18 protein-coding genes, 1 tRNA gene and 1 pseudogene are annotated in these 19,288 nt (G+C 30.2%); 12 read left to right on the top strand and 8 right to left on the bottom strand.

Annotation, left to right across the window (positions count from 1 at the left end; all coding sequences use genetic code 11):
- Window positions 1–2: 2 nt before the first annotated feature.
- Genes SR63_RS05920 through SR63_RS05910 form a run of 3 tightly spaced genes read right to left on the bottom strand, consistent with a single transcriptional unit; the run spans window position 3 to window position 2,918 of the window.
- Window positions 3–1,628 carry a cation:proton antiporter gene (locus tag SR63_RS05920; protein WP_002859297.1) on the bottom strand — a complete coding sequence of 542 codons (1,626 nt, stop codon included), beginning with the start codon at window positions 1,626–1,628 and terminating at the stop codon, window positions 3–5.
- 6 nt (window positions 1,629–1,634) lie between these two features.
- Complete coding sequence (gene hspR / locus SR63_RS05915; RefSeq protein WP_002876802.1) at window positions 1,635–2,009, bottom strand: heat shock transcriptional regulator HspR; 375 nt, start codon at window positions 2,007–2,009, stop codon at window positions 1,635–1,637.
- 15 nt (window positions 2,010–2,024) lie between these two features.
- Window positions 2,025–2,918, bottom strand: a complete 894-nt coding sequence (locus SR63_RS05910; RefSeq protein WP_002876803.1) for a DnaJ family protein — start codon at window positions 2,916–2,918, stop codon at window positions 2,025–2,027.
- 199 nt (window positions 2,919–3,117) lie between these two features.
- Between SR63_RS05910 and htrA the strand changes: the two genes are divergently transcribed.
- From htrA to SR63_RS05890, 4 genes are all read left to right on the top strand, one after another.
- The gene (gene htrA, locus SR63_RS05905) at window positions 3,118–4,536 is read left to right on the top strand and encodes a serine protease HtrA (protein WP_002853541.1); all 1,419 of its coding nucleotides are present in this window, start codon (window positions 3,118–3,120) and stop codon (window positions 4,534–4,536) included.
- Window positions 4,537–4,611: 75 nt separating this feature from the next.
- A complete protein-coding gene (locus SR63_RS05900) occupies window positions 4,612–5,286 on the top strand; it encodes a response regulator transcription factor (RefSeq protein ID WP_002777451.1) in 675 nt (224 codons plus the stop codon).
- Window positions 5,283–6,530: an ArsS family sensor histidine kinase gene (locus SR63_RS05895; RefSeq protein WP_002853920.1), complete on the top strand. Its 1,248-nt coding sequence runs from the start codon at window positions 5,283–5,285 to the stop codon at window positions 6,528–6,530. The genes SR63_RS05900 and SR63_RS05895 overlap by 4 nt, the downstream gene beginning before the upstream one ends.
- A 92-nt stretch (window positions 6,531–6,622) precedes the next feature.
- Window positions 6,623–6,697, top strand: a tRNA-Asn gene (locus SR63_RS05890).
- A gap of 221 nt (window positions 6,698–6,918) precedes the next feature.
- Here SR63_RS05890 and SR63_RS08645 read toward each other — a convergent pair.
- Both SR63_RS08645 and SR63_RS05880 read right to left on the bottom strand, forming a co-directional pair.
- Window positions 6,919–7,158: pseudogene (locus tag SR63_RS08645) on the bottom strand (ribbon-helix-helix domain-containing protein); the annotation flags it as partial.
- Between the two features lie 10 nt (window positions 7,159–7,168).
- On the bottom strand, window positions 7,169–7,768 hold the full coding sequence (locus tag SR63_RS05880) for a bacteriohemerythrin (protein WP_002866222.1): 600 nt from the start codon (window positions 7,766–7,768) through the stop codon (window positions 7,169–7,171).
- A 147-nt stretch (window positions 7,769–7,915) separates the two neighbouring features.
- Between SR63_RS05880 and dccR the strand changes: the two genes are divergently transcribed.
- The gene (gene dccR / locus SR63_RS05875) at window positions 7,916–8,581 is read left to right on the top strand and encodes a two-component system response regulator DccR (protein WP_002853205.1); all 666 of its coding nucleotides are present in this window, start codon (window positions 7,916–7,918) and stop codon (window positions 8,579–8,581) included.
- Window positions 8,574–9,764: a two-component system sensor histidine kinase DccS gene (gene dccS, locus SR63_RS05870; RefSeq protein ID WP_002866221.1), complete on the top strand. Its 1,191-nt coding sequence runs from the start codon at window positions 8,574–8,576 to the stop codon at window positions 9,762–9,764. Before dccR ends, dccS begins: the two co-directional genes overlap by 8 nt.
- A gap of 42 nt (window positions 9,765–9,806) precedes the next feature.
- On the opposite strand, the gene groL is transcribed toward dccS, so the two are convergent.
- Window positions 9,807–11,444 carry a chaperonin GroEL gene (groL, locus tag SR63_RS05865; protein WP_002859291.1) on the bottom strand — a complete coding sequence of 546 codons (1,638 nt, stop codon included), beginning with the start codon at window positions 11,442–11,444 and terminating at the stop codon, window positions 9,807–9,809.
- Window positions 11,445–11,464: 20 nt separating this feature from the next.
- Window positions 11,465–11,725, bottom strand: coding sequence for a co-chaperone GroES (gene groES / locus SR63_RS05860; protein WP_002825273.1), 261 nt, complete (start codon window positions 11,723–11,725; stop codon window positions 11,465–11,467).
- Between the two features lie 161 nt (window positions 11,726–11,886).
- Here groES and SR63_RS05855 point away from each other — a divergent pair, with 161 nt between their 5' ends.
- Genes SR63_RS05855 through SR63_RS05840 form a run of 4 tightly spaced genes read left to right on the top strand, consistent with a single transcriptional unit; the run spans window position 11,887 to window position 15,896 of the window.
- The gene (locus SR63_RS05855; protein WP_002866220.1) at window positions 11,887–14,427 is read left to right on the top strand and encodes a hypothetical protein; all 2,541 of its coding nucleotides are present in this window, start codon (window positions 11,887–11,889) and stop codon (window positions 14,425–14,427) included.
- A gap of 8 nt (window positions 14,428–14,435) precedes the next feature.
- Window positions 14,436–15,047 (top strand): riboflavin synthase, encoded by a 612-nt coding sequence (locus SR63_RS05850; protein ID WP_002877087.1) that lies wholly within the window; start codon window positions 14,436–14,438, stop codon window positions 15,045–15,047.
- Complete coding sequence (locus SR63_RS05845) at window positions 15,011–15,691, top strand: polyphenol oxidase family protein (protein ID WP_002866218.1); 681 nt, start codon at window positions 15,011–15,013, stop codon at window positions 15,689–15,691. Before SR63_RS05850 ends, SR63_RS05845 begins: the two co-directional genes overlap by 37 nt.
- Before the next feature lies 1 nt (window position 15,692).
- Complete coding sequence (locus SR63_RS05840; protein ID WP_002853612.1) at window positions 15,693–15,896, top strand: hypothetical protein; 204 nt, start codon at window positions 15,693–15,695, stop codon at window positions 15,894–15,896.
- On the opposite strand, the gene SR63_RS05835 is transcribed toward SR63_RS05840, so the two are convergent.
- A complete protein-coding gene (locus SR63_RS05835; protein WP_002852845.1) occupies window positions 15,893–17,053 on the bottom strand; it encodes a M23 family metallopeptidase in 1,161 nt (386 codons plus the stop codon). The two genes, SR63_RS05840 and SR63_RS05835, sit on opposite strands and share 4 nt — an antisense overlap.
- 121 nt (window positions 17,054–17,174) lie before the next feature.
- On the opposite strand from SR63_RS05835, the gene SR63_RS05830 reads away from it, so the two are divergent.
- Window positions 17,175–17,900 carry a plasminogen-binding N-terminal domain-containing protein gene (locus SR63_RS05830; RefSeq protein WP_002853792.1) on the top strand — a complete coding sequence of 242 codons (726 nt, stop codon included), beginning with the start codon at window positions 17,175–17,177 and terminating at the stop codon, window positions 17,898–17,900.
- A 2-nt stretch (window positions 17,901–17,902) separates the two neighbouring features.
- Window positions 17,903–19,285 carry an FAD-linked oxidase C-terminal domain-containing protein gene (locus SR63_RS05825; RefSeq protein WP_002866217.1) on the top strand — a complete coding sequence of 461 codons (1,383 nt, stop codon included), beginning with the start codon at window positions 17,903–17,905 and terminating at the stop codon, window positions 19,283–19,285.
- The last annotated feature ends 3 nt before the right edge of the window (window positions 19,286–19,288 follow it).

Below are 19,288 nucleotides of genomic sequence, written 5' to 3'. Positions count from 1 at the left end.
CCTTAGGTATTTTTATGAATGCGGCATTCTAGTGCTTCTTGAACTAAATTTCTAGCGATTACTTTTTCAGAGCGAATGATGCGTATATTTTCATCTATGCTAGAAAAAAGCATCTTTTTCAAAGTTCCATTTACATGAATGATAGTATCTATAGGTTTTGGATAATTAGCTAGCACTTGACATAAAATTTCAAGTTTAGCTTCATTTGTAACTGTGATAATAGCTACGGCACATTCTTCTATATTGGCAATTTTTAAGGTTTCTTCTTGAGCAGCATTGGCAAAAACGACATTTTCACCCCGACTAACTCCAAGTTCTACTAAATTTAAATCACTTTCTAAAACAAGATAAGGTACGCCTGTGTTTTTGATTTTTTGTACGACTTCTTGACCTAAACGTCCGTAGCCAAAAACAACAAGATGATTTTTAAGCTTGATATTGCTGTCAATATTTTGCACAGCGTTGGTATTAAGTGCTATATCTTCTACAACATTGGTAATTTTTCTTATATTGTTTAAAATAAAAGGTGTGATAATCATGGTTAAAATAGAAACAACAATTAAAATTTGTGAAGTTTTGATATCAAGCATATTTTTTGCTTGTAAAAGAGAAAAAATTGCTAGGGCGAATTCTCCAATTTGCGCTATGGCAAAAGCTGTTTTAAGCGCTACTCTTTTTTTGGTGTAAAGAAATAAAAAGCCAAAAACTATGCCAAATTTTAAAGCCATTACAAGAAGGGTTAAAACTATGATTAAAAACCAATTTTGCGCTACTACATCAAGTTGAATTTGCATGCCTACAGTTATGAAAAAAAGCCCTAAAAGCAAATCTCTAAATGGGATCAAGTCCGCTTCTATTTTGTGTTTATATTTTGTTTCTGCTATCAAAGCACCTGCTATAAAAGCACCCAAAGAATAAGAAAATCCAAAATAATTTGCTAAAAAACTTGCTCCAATAACCATAAATAAAACTGTACTGATAAAAATTTCCTGAGAAGAAGTGTGGATAATGAGTCTAAAAATTCTATCCACTAGATATTTACCTATGAAAAATAATAAAGTGATTAAAATAAGTGCTGAAATTAAAGTGGTAAAAAGGAGTTTTTCTATGTTTTGATTGTTGGATGAAAAAATATCTACAAGCAAAAGCAAAGGAATAACGGCTATATCCTGAAAAAGCAAAATTCCCAATGCTTTTCTGCCATATTGCTCATTTATATCGCCATTATCATTTAAAATTTTAAGCACCACTGCAGTTGAAGAAAGTGCTAGTGCAAAGCCTACTATGGTAGCGCTTTTATCTCCAAGTCCTAAAATTCCTATAGCAAGTAGCATAAAAACAAAGCCACAAGTAAGCATCTGCAAAGAGCCGTTTAAAAAAACTTCTTGTTTCATTGCCATTAAATGCTTAAAAGAAAATTCAAGCCCTATGGTAAACATTAAAAACACTATACCAAATTCGGCTATATGGGTGATTTCGCCTTTGCCACTTAAATGATAAATTTCAGAAATGATTTCTCCAGCAGCTATATATCCAATGATAGTTGGAATTTCAAATTTTTTAAATATGACATTTAAAACTATAGCTATAGCAACGGTGATTAAAAAAATTTCTAAAAAATTATCCATTATTTTTTATTTTTTCTCATAAAAAATCAAATCAAAGCTATTTTTATGCTTGACAACGGCTTTACTAGCCGCTTCTTTATCTTGTTGTTTGCTTAATTCTAAGCGTAGTTCATCAATTAAATTTTCAAATTCGTGAAGTTGGTTTTTCAATTTTAAGATAACATCTACTCCAGCAAGATTGATTCCCATGTCTCTTGTTAAACGCAATATAAGTTTAATATGATCAATATCCCTTTGAGAATAAAGTCTTATTTTGCCATCGGTTCTACTTGGCTCTATCAATCCTTCTCTTTCGTATTGCCTTAAGGTTTGTGGATGTATGCTTAAAACTTTAGCCACAACACTGATTAAATATACAGGTTCATCATAATGGTGTTCCATATTTTATTCCTTTCTTTAAGGTAATTTTTCTTTTAAGAGTTCTATAAATTTTTCATCAAGAGTATCTAAATTTGGCAAAACAACATTTAAAATCAAATACATATCCCCATAAATATCACTTTTTCTATTTTGCACCCCATAACCTTTTAAACGAATTTTTTGGTTATTTTTTGAATTAGGCGTTATGTTAATTGTCGCTTCTTCCTTACCTTCTTTGAGTGTTTTTATATTTATTTTTCCACCAAAAAGTGCAGTTTTTAAAGAAATATCAACCTTTTGATATAAATCATCATCTTCTCTTGTGTAAATAGGACTTTCTTCTATTTTTACAATAATGATTAAATCGCCTCTAGCTCCATTTCTGCTTTGTTTTCCTTTAGAGCGAATTCTTAGTTTCTCGCCTTCTTTTATACCGTGTGGAATTTTAAATTTAATGGTTTCGCCTTGAAAATTAAAACTATGTTCCCCGCCTTTAACAGCTTTTTCGAAAGGAATGTGAAGCTCTAGATTGCTGTCTAAATTTTCTTCTTCAAAACCTCCAAATCCTCCAAAACCACTGCTAAAGCCTTTTGAAGAAAAGCCGTTAAAACCCCCTCTTGAGCGTCCACCAAAGCCTCCTCCAAAGAGATCTTTTAAAATATCGTCTAAATTTACCCCACCAGCATTTCTTGAAAAATCATGAAAACTTTGTCCACCAAACATAGAATCGCCGTATTGGTCATACTGAGCTCGTTTTTTTTCGTCACTTAAAATTTCATAAGCAGCATTAATTTCTTTAAATTTTTCTTCTGCGCCTTTTTCTTTGTTGATATCAGGATGATATTTTCTAGCTAGGCGACGGTAAGCTTTTTTTATTTCATCTGCACTAGCATTTTTGCTAACTCCAAGAGTTTCGTATAAACTATTCATGTTATATTTCCTTAAAAATTTTTACTTGATTATATAAAGGATTAAATTATAACATAAACTTTAGCCTAAGTCAATCAAGTTTTATAAATTTTTATCACTCAAGGTTTTATTTACAATTTTGTAAATTTTCGGTTTTATACTATGAAGACAGTAAAATATTTTACGAGATAATTTATCTTTAAGAACAAAAGGAAATGAAATGAAAAAGATTTTTTTATCATTAAGTTTAGCAAGTGCTTTATTTGCTGCAAGTATTAATTTTAACGAATCGACCACAACGGCTAATCGTGTGAATCCTGCTGCTGGAAATGCAGTGCTTTCTTATCATGATTCTATTAAAGATGCAAAAAAATCAGTGGTTAATATTTCCACCTCAAAAACTATTACAAGAGCGAATCGTCCAAGTCCTTTGGATGATTTCTTTAATGATCCTTATTTTAAACAATTTTTTGATTTTGATTTTCCTCAAAGAAAAGGAAAAAATGATAAAGAAGTGGTGAGTTCTTTGGGATCAGGGGTGATTATTTCAAAAGATGGTTATATAGTAACAAATAATCACGTTGTAGATGATGCTGATACGATTACAGTGAATTTACCAGGAAGCGATACAGAATATAAAGCAAAACTTATAGGTAAAGATCCAAAAACAGATTTGGCTGTTATAAAAATAGAGGCTAATAATCTTTCAGCTATTACTTTTACAAATTCTGATGATTTAATGGAAGGAGATGTTGTTTTTGCACTTGGAAATCCTTTTGGAGTCGGTTTTAGTGTTACAAGTGGGATAATATCTGCTTTAAACAAAGACAATATAGGTTTAAATCAATATGAAAATTTTATACAAACAGATGCTTCTATCAATCCAGGAAATTCAGGTGGAGCTTTGGTGGATAGTCGTGGATATTTAGTAGGTATTAATTCAGCTATTCTTTCTCGTGGCGGTGGAAATAACGGCATAGGTTTTGCTATACCTTCAAATATGGTTAAAGATATAGCTAAAAAACTTATTGAAAAAGGCAAGATTGATAGAGGATTTTTAGGTGTGACTATTTCAGCTTTGCAAGGTGATACTAAAAAAGCTTACAAAAATCAAGAAGGAGCTTTAATTACTGATGTTCAAAAAGGTTCAAGTGCTGATGAAGCAGGGCTTAAGCGTGGAGATTTAGTTACTAAAGTTAATGATAAGATTATAAAAAGTCCTATTGATCTTAAAAATTATATAGGAACTTTAGAGATTGGTCAAAAAATTTCATTAAGTTACGAAAGAGATGGAGAAAATAAGCAAGCAAGTTTTATTCTTAAAGGTGAAAAAGAAAATCCTAAAGGCGCACAAAGTGATCTGATTGATGGTTTGAGTTTGAGAAATTTAGATCCAAGACTTAAGGATCGTTTGCAAATTCCAAAAGATGTTAATGGTGTTTTGGTTGATAGTGTTAAAGAAAAGAGCAAAGGAAAAAATTCTGGTTTCCAAGAGGGTGATATTATCATAGGTGTTGGACAAAGCGAAATTAAAAATTTAAAAGATTTAGAACAAGCTTTAAAACAAGTTAATAAAAAAGAATTTACCAAAGTTTGGGTATATCGCAATGGTTTTGCGACTTTGCTTGTGCTTAAATAAAAATAACGGAAGGATTTTCCTTTCGTTATAAATTTTAGTTTAAAATTAAAATTAAGTTTAAAATAAAGGAAAACTATGACAAATATTCTTATGATAGAAGACGATTTAGAATTAGCAGAAATTACAGCTGAATATTTGGAAAAATTTGATATGAAAGTTGATATAGCTCATGAGCCTTATATAGGCCTTTCTAAGCTCGCATTAAAAGAGTATCAGCTTATCATTTTAGACCTTTCTTTGCCAGGACTTGATGGGCTTGAAGTGTGTGAAGAGATTCGTAAAAAGTATGATACGCCTATTATTATTTCAAGTGCAAGACATGATATTACAGATAAGGTTAATGCTTTAGAGCTTGGAGCAGATGATTACCTACCAAAACCTTATAATCCAAAAGAATTACAAGCACGTATTAAAAGTCATTTAAGACGTATTTCAAATACAAAAAGCGCCATAGCAAAAAGTGTAAAAGATCTTGTTTATGATCAATATAAGCATATTATTACCATGAAAGGACAAGAGCTTACTTTAACTAATGCTGAATTTGATATTTTAAGCTATTTGATTAAAAAAGAGGGTGGAGTGGTAAGTCGTGAAGAGCTTGTTTATAATTGTTCTTCTATTAGTGAGGATTCTAGTAATAAAAGTATAGACGTTATTATCAGTAGAATTCGTCAAAAGATGGGAGATGATCCAAAAACTCCAAAATATATTCACTCTATACGTGGAATAGGTTATAAGCTTACTCAATGAATAAATCTTCGATTTTTTATACTATAACTTTTATTTTTATTTTTGCTGGGGTTAGTGTTATACTTGGCTTTTTGTGGCTTATAGAATACGATCAGCAAAATTATACTAGAGAATTAAATACAAAATATTCTTTGATAGCTAATGCAAGGCTCTTAAATTTTGCAGGAGTTATCAGCGAAAAAGAATTTGAAGAGCAGACAAAAAATTATAATAAAATGGATGAGATAACAGAAGCAAAGCAGATCCGTAAAATTCTTTTTAGAGGTGATGTTTTAGCTAGGGTTGAGGTTAATAATGGCTTAATCGAGATTATTTCTTATAATAGACAGGTGTATTTAAATATTATTTATGATGGAAAGGTTTATCTTTATAAGGATCAAGATTATCAAACCTATAGGTATTTTATTATCAAAGCTATAGCTGTAGCTGTGATTTGTATTCTTGTATTGCTTTATATTTATATATTTAAAAAATTAAAACCACTTAAAAGACTTAAAAAACAAATTGATAAATTTGCCCAAGGAAAGCTTAACGATATAGAAGATGTAAGCACTGGGGTGGATGAAATTTCACAAGTAAGTGAAGCTTTTTATCAAGCCATTGTTCAAATTCGAAAGCTAAACCAATCTCGTCAGTTTTTTTTAAGAAATATTATGCATGAACTCAAAACTCCTATTACTAAGGGGCTTTTAACTTTAGAAATGATAGAAGATAATAAATATAAAGAGCGCTTAAATGGGGTTTTTACTAGACTTGAAATTTTAATTAATGAATTTGCTGCTATTGAGCAAATTACTTCAGGGGCTGCTTTTATAAATAGAAAAAAATACAATATTTTAGATGTTTTAGATGAAGCCAAAGAAATTGCAATGCGAGATGATAGCAATATACGTATTTTTATGGAAGAAAGTTTTTTTGTAAATGTGGATTTTAAACTTTTTACTACGGCGATTAAAAATATGATAGATAATGGTATTAAACATTCTGAAGATGGGTTTGTGCAAATTGATATTATAGATGATTATATTTGTTTTAAAAATCGTGGTCCTGAGCTTAACAATACTTTAGAATACTATACTCAAGCTTTTACTCAAGGATCAAAACAAAAATCAAGTTTTGGATTAGGGCTTTATATTGTAAATACTATTTTAGAAACACATGGAATGAAGCTTGATTATTTATATGAAGATGGGGTAAATTTGTTTTATTTTAGAAATTTAAAAAGTGTTATTGTTAAGGAGTAAATTAATTTTTTTACATAAAAAATGTATTTTTGTGTAAAAACCCTTGACAAAGTTTTTTAATTTCACTATAATCACATTTTACTTTTAAATATTCCGGATTAGCTCAGCGGTAGAGTAGTCGGCTGTTAACCGATTGGTCGTAGGTTCGAATCCTACATCCGGAGCCACTTTTTTAACTCCATTTTTAATATTCATAAATGTATTTTAATATAAAAAATTAATAAGTCTTTATCACAAAAAATTGTGATAAAGTTTTTTATTTTGTTTGTTTAAGATTTTTGACAATTTTATCTATTTTTTTACTTGCCTTTTGATAATCCCCATCTTTAAGTTCTTCTAAAGCTTCAATAGCAAAATCAAAATCACCAAGTTCGTTATCGTTAGAATCTTCTTGGAGATTTTTGACAATTTTATCTATTTTTTTACTTGCCTTTTGATAATCCCCATCTTTAAGTTCTTCTAGGGCATTAACAGCAAAAGAAAAATCTTCAACTTCATTAAGATAAGCCTCTATGGCTTCTTTTACTATGGCTGATTTTGGTTTAGAAAGATTTTTACTTAAATTATCCAAACGCTCCTTAAGCTCTAAAGGCATTCTAAAAGAATAAGTTTTTACATTGCGTTTCATTTTATCCTCCTTAAGAATGTTTTTTGTAAAATTTTATAGCTTGTTTACAAGTTTTACAAGTAAATTTATGACCTTGTAATTCTATTTTTTGATGAATGCTATAAGGAACATCGTGAATTTTACCAGGACAATTACAGGTATAAAGATAAAATTGTGGATGCTCATTATCTTCATCTTCTGCTGCTTCAAAGCTAACATCACCACCATCATCTGTAGACAAAGAAGAACTTCTCCATTTTTCAACTTTCATGTCTTCATATAGTATATGTTCTAAAAGCCACTTTTTAGCCACTATATAAAGTTTTTCTTTAAGATCATTGGTTGATTTGATATCTTTGATCAAGTTGATCATGGTTTGGATGATTTCTTTATGTATTTTTCGATGTTCTTCTAAATTTGGATAGCCTATTAGCTGCATGTATTTTTCTTCATCATTAAAGTGATCTTTCATATAATTAAAAAATTCAGCCAAAAGTTCTTTGACTTCATTTTTACTTACAGATCTATCTGATACAACTTCAACTTTTGCAGCAAGTTCAAAAAGCTTTTTATGTTGCTCATCAATTTTAGCATTGTGCACACTATAGCTGTTATCCCATTTTGGAAGCATTTTAACTCCTTAAGGAAAAATTTATTTGTATAAAAGGATTATAGATAAAAATAAATTAAATAAAAATGAAATTTTATTAAATAATTGATAAGAATTTTGATACAATGATATATATTTAAGAGATTTGAAGTTAGAAAGATTTAAATTATGGCTGCTAAAATTTTACTTTTAGAAGATGATTTGAGCTTGAGTGAGATCATTGAAGAGTTTTTAAACGATGAAGGATATGAAGTATTTTTATGCGATAATGCACAAGAAGCTTTAGATATGGCTTATGAAAGATATTTTGATCTTTGGATTTTAGATGTAAAAGTTCCTTTAGGAGATGGATTTTCATTACTTAAAGAATTAAGAAAAAGCGGAAAGCAAACTCCAGCAATTTTCATGACTTCTTTAAACACAACAAACGATTTAAAACAAGGCTTTGACGCAGGTTGTGATGATTATATAAAAAAACCTTTTGAACTTGCCGAGTTATCTATCAGGGTTAAAGCTTTGCTTAAAAGAGCTTTTTCACATAAAAATGAAGATTTTGAAGATTTAGGAGATGGATTTAGATTTGAATTTACTACACAAATTCTTTACCATAATAATAAAGCCTTGACTTTACCGAGTAAAGAAATTAAGCTTTTGTCTTTATTACTTAAAAATAAAAACAACTTTTTAAGCACAGAGAGAATTTTTGAAGAACTCTGGGATTATGATGAGGAGCCTAGTGAGCTAAGTTTAAGAGCTTATGTAAAAAATTTACGTAAAATTTTAGGAAAAGAAAAAATTATAAATCAAAGAGGCAGGGGATATTGCTATGGCTAAAAAAGTCATTAGGCAAATTTTATTAATCTACTTAACAACTACAGGTATTTTTTTAACTATTTTTTTTGCATTATGGTATCAAAAATTATATGAAGAATTAGTTGTTTTAAAGGGTGCCACTTTGAGAGAAAATCATAGAAATATTGTTATAAGCATCTTAAATTCTCGTTTTACCCCTATAGATATAAGTGCAAAAAATATTGCTCAAAGCACAGCGCTAAAATTTGCTATATTTGATGCTAAAAAGATTGTTTTTAGTAATATAGATTTTGATTTAAGAAAAGCAAAGATAGAGCTTAAAGGTAGAGGTATTTGTGATAATAAGGTTTTTTTCCTTGCTCCTATGAGTGCAGATCATTATTTTTTAAGACATGCTAGCAATGAAGAAGTAAATACTAACGATGGTTTGCAAATTTTAATACAGGGTGAAGATGTTAGCAAAGATCTTTTTTGGATTAGAACGAAAGTTTTTGGTTTTGCTATTATGGCTTTTTGCATATTGGGTTTAATATCTTATATTTTAGTAAAAATTGCTCTAAAGCCTTTGGAGGATAAAATCAGCACACTAAATCGTTTTATTAAAGATTCAACTCATGAACTCAATACCCCATTAAGTGTTATTTTGATGAGTATAGAACAACTTGAGCATCAAAATTTAGGAGATAATGCTAAATTTACAAGGATTAAGCTTGCTGCAAAAAGTTTGTCTCAAGTGTATTCTGATCTTGTTTTTTATAATTTCCCTAATACTTTAGAAACAGAAAAACAAAAATTTGATTTAAGAATACTACTTGAAGAAAGATTGGAATATTTTAAAGTATTTTTTGAGCAAAAAAAAATTACACTAAAGCTTGATTTAAATCAAGCAAATATTTTTGCTCCTAAAAGTCAAATTTCTAAATTGATTGATAATCTTATAAGCAATGCTATTAAATACAATAAAAAAGGTGGAGTAATTTCTATAATTTTAAAAGCCAATTTTTTAAGTATTGCGGATACAGGTTGTGGAATTTCAAAGTCAAATTTAAATCATATTTTTGATAGGTATACAAGATTTAATACTGATCAAGGAGGATTTGGTATAGGGCTTTCTTTGGTAAAAAAAGTTTGTGATGATAATGATATTAAGATTATTTGCGAATCTGTAGAAAATCAAGGGAGTGTTTTTAAATTAAATTGGTAATCAGCAAGGAAAATCCTTGCTGATAAGAGGTTGGAGCAGATATTACATCATTCCGCCCATGCCACCCATTCCTCCCATACCGCTCATATCTGGCATAGCAGGTTTATCTTCTTTAATTTCACTAATTGTTGCTTCTGTGGTTAAAAGCATACTAGCTACAGAAACTGCATTGAGTAAAGCTACTCTTTCTACTTTAACAGGATCGATAATTCCACTTTCAAGCATATTAACATATTCACCTTTTGCAGCATCAAAGCCTGTATTTTCATCTTTAGCATTTTCTACGCTATTTACAACCACACCTGCATCAAAGCCTGCATTTTCAGCAATTTGTCTTAAAGGTGCTCTTAAAGCTCTTTCAACGATAGCTGCACCGATTGCTTCATCGCCTTGTAGATCAAGTTTGATTTTAGCTTTTGCTTTGATAAGCGCTGCACCACCACCAATTACTATACCTTCTTCAACTGCTGCTTTAGTAGCACTTAAAGCATCATCAACGCGATCTTTTTTCTCTTTCATTTCAGTTTCAGTTGCTGCACCTACTTTAATAACTGCAACACCGCCACTTAATTTTGCAAGTCTTTCTTGTAATTTTTCTCTATCATAATCTGAAGTTGTTTCAGCAATTTGTGCTTTGATTTGGTTTACTCTTGCATCGATATTTGCTTTTTCACCTGCGCCATTTACTATGGTTGTATTGTCTTTATCGATGATTACGCTAGAAGCTTGTCCAAGATCTTGTATGGTCGCACTTTCAAGAGTTCTTCCAAGTTCTTCAGAAATCACTTCTCCGCCTGTTAAAATCGCTATATCTTCAAGCATAGCTTTTCTTCTATCGCCAAAACCTGGAGCTTTTACTGCTGAAATATTAAGAACACCGCGAAGTTTATTTACAACCAAAGTTGCAAGTGCTTCACCTTCAATATCTTCAGCGATAATTAAAAGTGGTTTGCCTGTTTTTTGAATTTGTTCTAAAACCGGTAATAAATCTTTTAAATTTGCAATTTTTTTATCAAAAAGCAAGATATAAGGGCTTGAAAGCTCTACTGTCATTTTTTCTGCATTAGTGATAAAATAAGGGCTTAAATAACCTCTATCAAATTGCATACCTTCAACTACATTTAATTCATCATTGATTGATTTTGCCTCTTCAACAGTGATAACACCATCTTTGCCCACTTTTTCCATAGCATCAGCGATTAAATTTCCGATTTTTTCATCAGAATTGGCTGAGATTGTAGCAACTTGTGCAATTTCTTTTTTATCTTTTACTTCGCGAGAAAGTTTTTTAAGTTCTGCTACTATAGCTTCGCAAGCTTTATCCATACCGCGTTTTACTTCAATAGGATTTGCACCTGCTGTGATATTTCTTAAACCTTCTTTGAAAATTGCATGAGCTAAAACCGTTGCAGTAGTTGTTCCATCGCCTGCTTGATCAGCTGTTTTACTCGCTACTTCTCTTACAAGTGAAGCGCCCATATTTTCAAGACTATCTTTAAGCTCTACTTCTTTAGCAACACTTACGCCATCTTTAGTAATGCTTGGAGCACCAAAGCTTTTTTGGATTAAAACATTGCGTCCTCTTGGCCCCATAGTTACTTTTACCGCGTCATTAAGTTTTTTAACGCCCTCATAAAGTTTATTTCTTGCTTCATCTGAAAAAATAATTTCTTTTGCCATTTTTTATCCTTTTTTATAAATTATTTTAAAATTCCTAAGATATCATCTAAATTTAAAACTAAATATTCATTATTATCAAGTTTAATTTCTGTTCCACCGTATTTAGCAAACACGATTTTATCACCATTTGCAATATCAGTGATTTCTTTACTTACTGCTACTACTTCACCCATTAAAGGCTTTTCTTTAGCATTATCTGGTATAATTATGCCTGAGGCTGTTGTTTTAGTTTCTTCTACGCGTTTAACTAGAACACGCTTTCCTAAAGGTTGAAAATTCATTTTTGTCCATCCTTAAAAATATTGATTTTAGCACTCTTTTATTTAGAGTGATAATATCATACTATAAAAAATGAATTTTGTCAATACTTTAAATTAAAATATTTATAAAAGTTTAGTTTTATAGACTAAAGTTATTTTATAAAATAAACTAAAGGATAAAAATGAAAAAGATTTTTTATGGAGTTATAGCTTTTGTTGTTGTGCTTTTAATTGCTATTTATACCATACTTTTCACAAGTTTTGGTAATAATATAGTGGCAAATATAGCGCAAAAAAAGATCAAAGAAAGTGCGGGATTAGATGTAAATATCACGCATTTTAATTTACGTTTTTCAAGTCTTGAATTGCAAGCAAATATCGCAAATATGGCAGATTTTAATCTTAAGGGAGCTTTGAGTCCTTTTAAGCTTGGATTTGATCTTGACTATCTTATTTCTTTAAATCAAAATTATGCTAAAAATTTAGGTTTAAATTTAAATCAAAACCTTTCTTTTGTCGGTAAGATTCAAGGTAAAGCAAGTGATTTTACTTTAGATGGAAAGGGTTATTTGTTAGGTTCAAATGTACTTTTAAATGCAAGAATGTATAATTATAGCCCTATTGCTTTAAATTTAGATGCGCAAAATCTTAAGATAGAAGAAATACTTCATCTTTTATCTTACCCTAGTTACGCTAAAGGTTTTTTAAATGCTCAAGCAAAAATTTCAGCACAGAATTTAAAACCTGATGGGAATATCATCATAAAACTTGATACAAATTATATAAACTATGAGGCGATAAAAAAAGATTTTTCTTTAGACTTGCCTTTAAATTCTAATCCTAAAGCAGAAATTTTGGCCAATGTTAAAGAAGATAAGATTTATGCTGTAAGTAAAATTTACAATGATTATCTTAACTTACAAACCCAAAAAACTCTTTATGATATTAGCAAGAATGCTTTAAGTACTGATTTTAATTTAAGTATTCCTTCTCTTGTAAAGCTTGAAACACTTACAAAAACTAGACTAAATGGTAATTTGGGTGTAATAGGTCAAACAAGTGTTGTAAATAATGCCTTATCAAGTTTAAATGCTCAAGTTATCGGACTTGGTGGAGAGGTAAAGGCAAGTTTGAAAAATAATAAAATTTTTGCAGATATTAATGAAGCAAGTTTGGAAAAATTATTAGCTCTTGCAGGATATGGAGCTTTGGTTTCTGGAAATTTAAATGCTAAACTTCTAAATGCAGATTTGGATTTTTCTAATTTTGATCTTGAAGCAAAAATAAACAATGCAAAACTTAACACCAATGAGCTTAAAAAAATAGCTAAAATAGAGCTTCCAAATACAATTTTTAGTTTTGACGCTAAAGCAAATGCAAAAAATAGCAATATTGCTTACAATGCTTTGCTTGCTTCAAATTTGCTTAATATCAAAAAACTTCAAGGAAGTTATAATTTAAAAAATAGTGAGTTAAATACAGATTTAAATGCTTTTATCGATGATTTATCTCAGTTTAGTGCTATAGCAGGACAAAAATTACAAGGCAAGGCAGATCTTGCTGCAAAAGCTCATATTATAGGCACTCAAATACAAAATTTAAATGCAAATGCAAATTTGGCAGATGGTGTAATCAAGGCTGATTCAAATGGTAAAAAACTTGATTTAAACATTGATAAACTTGATTTATCTAAACTTTTTGTTATAGCAGGTATGCCAAATTATGCCAGTGGGATTGTTAATGCAAAAATTAATTTAGATAATATCGATTTTAACAACCTTAATGGTAAAGCAAATTTAGAAGCTAAAGGTATTTTAAATGCTACAACTTTAAGTAAAATTTTAAATAAAAATTTTCCAAACAATACAAGTTATGATTTAAATACCAAAATTAATTTTAAAAACAATATCGCTCAATTTGATTCTGTTTTAAATTCATCTTTAGCTGATCTTACAAAGCTACAAGGAAGTTTTGACATAAGCAAAATGCTTTTAAATTCGGATTTTAATCTAAAGATAAATGATTTTTCAAAACTAGGCTTTTTGTTGGATAGAAAACTTAAAGGTAAGGCAGAATTTAATGGAAAGGTAGGTTTTGATAAGAGTTTAAATTTTGTTGTAAATAGTCCAAATTTATTTGAAGGGAGGCTTCAAAGCACACTTAAAGATAACCTTTTGCTTGCTGATTTAAATGGAGTGGATTTAAGTAGTCTAGCTCAAGGTTTAGATTTTATGGATGTTTATCAAGGTAAGGCAGATGTGAAGGCAAATTACAATCTTTTAAGTGAAGAAGGAGAGGTTAATTTGGATATGAAAGAGGGTAAATTAAAACCAAATCTTATTACCAATGCTTTAAAAATTTTAACACTAAAAGATATTACCAATGATGTTTATCGCACTGCTAATGCTAAAGCTTTGATTAAAAAAGAAAATATCAAACTTGATCTTAATATGCAAGCAGATCGTTCTTATATTTTAGTACAATCAGGAGCTTTAAATTCTAAAAGCGGAGCTTTAAATTTGCCTTTTGATATTAAACTCGATAGAGCCAATTTTAAAGGAAGTATTACAGGAACTACGGAAAATCCTAAAGTGAATTTAAATGCAGGAAGTGTGTTAAATTCTATTAAAAATGTAGTAGGTGGCGGTGTGAGTGATGGTGCTAAAAGTACGGGCGATAAAGTTGATAAAGCGGTGAATAAATTATTAAATAAGATTTTTTAAGGTAAAAAATGTTTAATGGACTCATAAGAGAAATTGCTAAAGTTCAATCTTATCAAAACAATACTTTAAGCTTAAAAGCAAAATATCGCCCAAATCTTGGCGATAGCATAGCCGTAAATGGAGCTTGTTTAAGTGTAACAAAACTTTATGAAGGGGGTTTTGAAGTGGAGCTTTCTCGTGAAAGTCGCACTCATATAGCTATAGAGAATTTAAAAGATAAAGTTCATATAGAACCTGCTTTAAGATATGGCGATAGAATTGATGGGCATCTTATGCAAGGACATATTGATTTTATCGGCACACTTGAAAAGATTCAAAAAGATGAAAATGGAGTGGATTTTTATATATCTTTACCTAAAGAAGCTATGAAATTTATGGCAGAAAAAGGAAGTATAGCTGTTGATGGAGTAAGTCTTACTATCAATGAAATTTTAAAAAATGGTATTAGGCTTACTATTATTCCTATTACTTTTAAAGAAACGCTTTTTAAAGACTATCAAGTAGGTAGAAAAATAAATATAGAAAGTGATTTACTTGCTCGTTATATTTATGCACAATTGCAAGGTAAAAACAAAGGATTATCATGGGAAGAAGTCGAAAGAATTTCTTATCTTTATTAGAAAATGATAAAGTCGTTATTTTTTGTGCTTTTGATAAGGATTATAATGTTTTTAGAGCTAAGGTTTATAGTGAGAATTTATTTTATCATTTAGGTTTTAAAGATATTAAAAAATGTGTTTTTATGGATCAAATTCACTCTCATAAAGTTATCATTTATGAAAAAAATTTAAAAAATCTTAGCTGTGATGGGCTTATAAGTAAAGAAAAAAATATCGCTCTTTGTGTTTTAAGTGCGGATTGTCTGCCTTTGATCTTATATCATGAAAGCGGCATTATAGCAGCTTTGCATTCAGGTAGAAAAGGAAGCTTTGAAAATATCCTAAAAGAATGCGTTGATCAAATTACTATGCAAAATTCACATTTAGATAAGAATAAATTTCATCTTTTTATCCTGCCTGGAATTTGTGCTAAAAATTATGAAATAGATGGAGAAATTTTAGAATTTGCTAAAAAAGAATTTAAAGAATTTGTTCAAGATGATAAACTTGATTTAAAAGCTTTAGTAAAATTTCAAGCTCAAAATTTAGGCATTGAAAATATTAAAGATTGTGGAATTTGTAGTTTTGATGATGAGAGTTTTTTTTCTTATCGTCGTGATAAAACGCCTAAGCGTTTTGTGAGTGTGGTTTATTTAAAGGATTAAAATGTATGAAAGAAAAGATTTAAGAGTGTTAAAAATCATTCAAAAAGCTAGAGAATTTGGCGATGGAGATTTGTTAAATGAAGCTTTGGTAAAACAATTGATTGATGCAGATTTTTGTGAAATTAATGAAAAAGAAAAAGAAGAGCTTGCAACTCTTCTAAATTCTTTAATCAATGCAAAAGATAAAGCGTTGTTGAGTAATTAAAATTCTATATAGTTTTCAAAATCTTCTTCTTTTGGAGGATTAGGTTGATTCGAGGCTAGGGCTTCTTTAACAACCTGCTCGTATCCAGCTATGATATGTTTAAAATTCTCTTTTGCTTTTCCACTAAGTTCTGATTTGGCGATTTTTACAACAGATGCAGGATTTATAGCTTTATTATTTAAATATACTCCAAAATGCAAATGAGGACCTGTGCTCATACCTGTTGAACCAACATATGCAATTACTTGTCCTTGATTTACCTTTTGTCCGTTTTTAATTTTTGCAAAACGACTAAGATGAGCATATAAAGTCATATAACCTGAGTCATGCTTGATTTGAATTACATTTCCATAACCACCTTTTGTGCCTATAAAGGTTACTACTCCTTTGCCAGCACTTTTTACAGGAGTTCCAGTAGGTGCAGCATAGTCTATACCAAGATGGGCGCGATAGCGTTTTAATATAGGATGATATCTTGCTGTTGTAAAAGGAGAGGAAATTCTAGTGTAGTTCACAGGTTTTGTAAGTAAAAAAGATTCTAATTCTTTGCCATCGCGATCATAGAATATATCATTATAAGAAAAGACTTCTCTAGCGCTTTTATTAATTTCTACCATTGCCATTTTTATATTTATATCGCCCCAAAGTTTACCCATGCGTCTTTTTTGTTCATAATATAGGGTTACTTCATCACCTTTTTGGATATTGCGAAAATTTATACTTCCTCGAAAAGCACGAACCATAGCACGAGCTAAAGTACTGCTACCACTTTCTTCATAGACATCTTGATAAGCAGAGCTTTTAATGGTTAAATGTAAAATTCTATCTTCTTTTTGATAAGATACAGGAGTAAAAGCAAGAGTGTATTGTCCATCTTTATCTTTATAGATATGAATTTGTAAATCATCACTAATTGGAATTAAAACTTGTTCTATGTTGTTGTTTTCATCTTTTAAAACTTGATATTTTATTTTATAGGCTATATCAGAAGCAAGTTCTTGATCTTCTCTATCAAGTCCATAATAAAGCGACATAGGTATGGAATTTCTTTGTAAGAATTTAAGCAAGGTATCTCCATTATCCCAAGTTAGCTCTTCAACACTTAAAGCTGCAAAACTTTGAACAACAAAAATAAATAAAAGCAATAATTTTTTCATGAGATAACCTTAATTTTTAAAAGAATTTTGAAATTTGAAAGCTATATTTTACTTTATTTTTCTTACAATTGCTTAACAAAAAAGGATTATAATTCTATAAATTTTTATTTAAGGAGCAAATTTGTTTAAAACTATAGTGTGTTTTTTAGCTTTAAACCTTAGCCTCTTTGCGGTTGGATTTGATTTAAAACCTATAAAAAGTGAACTTGTAAAAGTTGATGATATTTATGGTTATATTAAAGATAGTGATGATATAAAACTTTATTCAAGTGGCGTAGTAGTGCAACATTTTAGCAATTCGCAAAGTATCATCGCTAGAGCAAGTGTTATAGATAAAAAAAATGGTTTGGCAAAATTAGAATTTAGTGTTTTTTCAGCTCTTAAGCAAGATGCTTTGCCTTTACCAAATGTTTTACCTAAAGTAGGTGATGAGGTTGTTTTAAATTTTCTTTATGATAGAGGATTGGTAATTGCTCCTGATGAACAAACTTATAATGAACTTGTTAGAGAATTTCCGCAGATATATTTTACCCATATTGACATTTTTGGAGCACAATTAATTAGAACGGCCACTCTTTCTCCTAAGCGTTCAGATTTTAGGCAATTTTGTGATGATAATGCGGTTGGCATTTTGGTTGTGGCTTTGGAAAATCAAGCAGAAGTTGTGGATTGTCAAGATTTTAATAAGCTTTATGAAGTGCCTATAAGCAAGCCAACTAGCGTTCAGGTTCCTTTTTATTCTCGTATAGGTGGATATAAAAGTAATTTTTTTGATTTTAACTCTCAAGAAATAGGGAATTATTATAGATATTATGATGCTTTGATTAATCTTCCTAAGGTGCAATAAACATGAAAAAAGAATTTGAACAATATTTTAAACGATTTTTAGGAGAAGAAAACGCTTATTTTGATGAAATTCACAAAAGAGCTTATAGCTATGATGCGACAAAAAAACATTATTTACCCGATGGGGTTCTTTTTCCAAGAAATGAAGAAGATATTGCTCAAATTTTAAAATTTTGCAATGAAAATAATATCATAGTCATACCACGAGGCTCAGGATCTGGTTTTACAGGAGGAGCTTTAGCTGTTAATGGCGGTGTGGTGCTTGCTTTTGAAAAGCATATGAATAAAATTTTGGAAATTGATCTTGAAAATTTAGTGGCTGTTGTGCAACCTGGGGTTATTAATATACATTTACAAAAAGAAGTGGCTAAATACGGACTTTTTTATCCGCCTGACCCTGCTAGCATGGAGTATTCTAGCTTAGGGGGTAATGTAAGCGAAAATGCTGGGGGAATGAGAGCTGCAAAATATGGCATTACAAAAGATTATGTGATGGCTTTAAGGGCTGTTTTGTCTAGCGGAGAAATCATTCGTGCAGGAAAACGCACTATTAAAGATGTAGCAGGTTATAATTTGGCAGGAATTTTAATCGCTAGTGAAGGTTCTTTGGCAGTTTTAAGTGAGCTTACTTTAAAATTAATACCTTTACCTAAATTCAAAAAAACTGCTTTTGCTATTTTTCCAAGTGTAAAAAGTGCTATGAATGCGGTTTATAAAAGTCTTGCTAGTGGCGTAAATCCTGTGTCTATGGAATTTTTAGATAATCTTAGCATTAGAGCGGTTGAGAGTAAATTTAACAAAGGTTTGCCTATAGAAGCTGGAGCTATTTTGATTGCTGATGTGGATGGTAATGTTAGAGAGGCTATTGATGAGGATTTAAGAAATTTAGAACATTATTTTTTAGAAGCTGGAGCTAGTGAATTTAAAATAGCAAAAGATGAACAAGAAACCGCAGATATTTGGTTTGCTAGAAGAAATTGTTCTCAAAGCATTGCCATGTATGGAACTTTAAAACTTAATGAAGATATTACAGTTCCGCGTTCTAAACTACCTGCTTTGCTTGAAGGTATAGATGAGATTTCTAAAAAATATGGTTTTAAAATTCCTTGTTTTGGACATACAGGGGATGGAAATGTGCATACTAATGTTATGGTTCCTGATAAAAATGATAAAGAGCAGGTGAAAAAAGGCTATGAAGCTGTGGAAGAAATTTTTAAATTAACAGTGAAACTTGGAGGAACTTTAAGCGGAGAGCATGGTATCGGACTCTCTAAAGCACCTTTTATGAATTTAGCTTTTTCTGAAGCCGAAATGAATTTAATGAGAAATATTAAAAAAGCTTTTGATCCAAATAATATACTAAATCCTTTTAAAATGGGACTTTAGAAG

This window comes from Campylobacter sp. 2014D-0259 (genome assembly GCF_008000505.1).
GTDB lineage: Bacteria > Campylobacterota > Campylobacteria > Campylobacterales > Campylobacteraceae > Campylobacter_D > Campylobacter_D jejuni.
Note: the sequence above shows the minus strand (reverse complement) of the source record. Positions and strands in the feature narration are given on the sequence as shown.

Bases quoted from the DNA above. Each gene is read 5' to 3' on its own strand.
- SR63_RS05920 (WP_002859297.1), bottom strand. From the start codon at position 1,628: ATGGATAATTTTTTAGAAATTTTTTTAATCACCGTTGCTATAGCTATA.
- hspR (WP_002876802.1), bottom strand. From the start codon at position 2,009: ATGGAACACCATTATGATGAACCTGTATATTTAATCAGTGTTGTGGCT.
- SR63_RS05910 (WP_002876803.1), bottom strand. From the start codon at position 2,918: ATGAATAGTTTATACGAAACTCTTGGAGTTAGCAAAAATGCTAGTGCA.
- htrA (WP_002853541.1), top strand. From the start codon at position 3,118: ATGAAAAAGATTTTTTTATCATTAAGTTTAGCAAGTGCTTTATTTGCT.
- SR63_RS05900 (WP_002777451.1), top strand. From the start codon at position 4,612: ATGACAAATATTCTTATGATAGAAGACGATTTAGAATTAGCAGAAATT.
- SR63_RS05895 (WP_002853920.1), top strand. From the start codon at position 5,283: ATGAATAAATCTTCGATTTTTTATACTATAACTTTTATTTTTATTTTT.
- SR63_RS05880 (WP_002866222.1), bottom strand. From the start codon at position 7,768: ATGCTTCCAAAATGGGATAACAGCTATAGTGTGCACAATGCTAAAATT.
- dccR (WP_002853205.1), top strand. From the start codon at position 7,916: ATGGCTGCTAAAATTTTACTTTTAGAAGATGATTTGAGCTTGAGTGAG.
- dccS (WP_002866221.1), top strand. From the start codon at position 8,574: ATGGCTAAAAAAGTCATTAGGCAAATTTTATTAATCTACTTAACAACT.
- groL (WP_002859291.1), bottom strand. From the start codon at position 11,444: ATGGCAAAAGAAATTATTTTTTCAGATGAAGCAAGAAATAAACTTTAT.
- groES (WP_002825273.1), bottom strand. From the start codon at position 11,725: ATGAATTTTCAACCTTTAGGAAAGCGTGTTCTAGTTAAACGCGTAGAA.
- SR63_RS05855 (WP_002866220.1), top strand. From the start codon at position 11,887: ATGAAAAAGATTTTTTATGGAGTTATAGCTTTTGTTGTTGTGCTTTTA.
- SR63_RS05850 (WP_002877087.1), top strand. From the start codon at position 14,436: ATGTTTAATGGACTCATAAGAGAAATTGCTAAAGTTCAATCTTATCAA.
- SR63_RS05845 (WP_002866218.1), top strand. From the start codon at position 15,011: ATGGGAAGAAGTCGAAAGAATTTCTTATCTTTATTAGAAAATGATAAA.
- SR63_RS05840 (WP_002853612.1), top strand. From the start codon at position 15,693: ATGTATGAAAGAAAAGATTTAAGAGTGTTAAAAATCATTCAAAAAGCT.
- SR63_RS05835 (WP_002852845.1), bottom strand. From the start codon at position 17,053: ATGAAAAAATTATTGCTTTTATTTATTTTTGTTGTTCAAAGTTTTGCA.
- SR63_RS05825 (WP_002866217.1), top strand. From the start codon at position 17,903: ATGAAAAAAGAATTTGAACAATATTTTAAACGATTTTTAGGAGAAGAA.